This is a genomic window from Acetobacter sacchari (assembly GCF_017377715.1).
GTDB lineage: Bacteria > Pseudomonadota > Alphaproteobacteria > Acetobacterales > Acetobacteraceae > Acetobacter > Acetobacter sacchari.
Map to the genome: position 1 here is coordinate 1 of NZ_JAFVMF010000159.1, position 216 is coordinate 216.

Consider the following 216-nt stretch of genomic DNA (forward strand, 5'->3'; position numbering starts at 1 on the left):
ATGCATATGCAGGGTGAGCCGAAGAACATGCAGTCTTCGCCAACTTATTATGATGTTATTGAAGAAGTTTCTAGCTTTTTAACCGAGCGGATTGACGCTTGCATACAAGCTGGGATCCCCCGTGAATTACTCATACTCGATCCGGGATTTGGCTTTGGTAAAAGCTTAGAACATAACTATGAATTACTGGCAAAGCTCGACTGTTTTGCCAAGTTT

At 42.6% G+C, this 216-nt stretch carries 1 protein-coding gene; it reads left to right on the top strand.

Translation table 11 applies throughout. The features are described from left to right. Positions 1-6: 6 nt before the first annotated feature. Positions 7-216, top strand: a 210-nt coding sequence (locus J2D73_RS20580) for a dihydropteroate synthase (RefSeq protein WP_279380968.1), incomplete at its 3' end; no start/stop codon positions are given.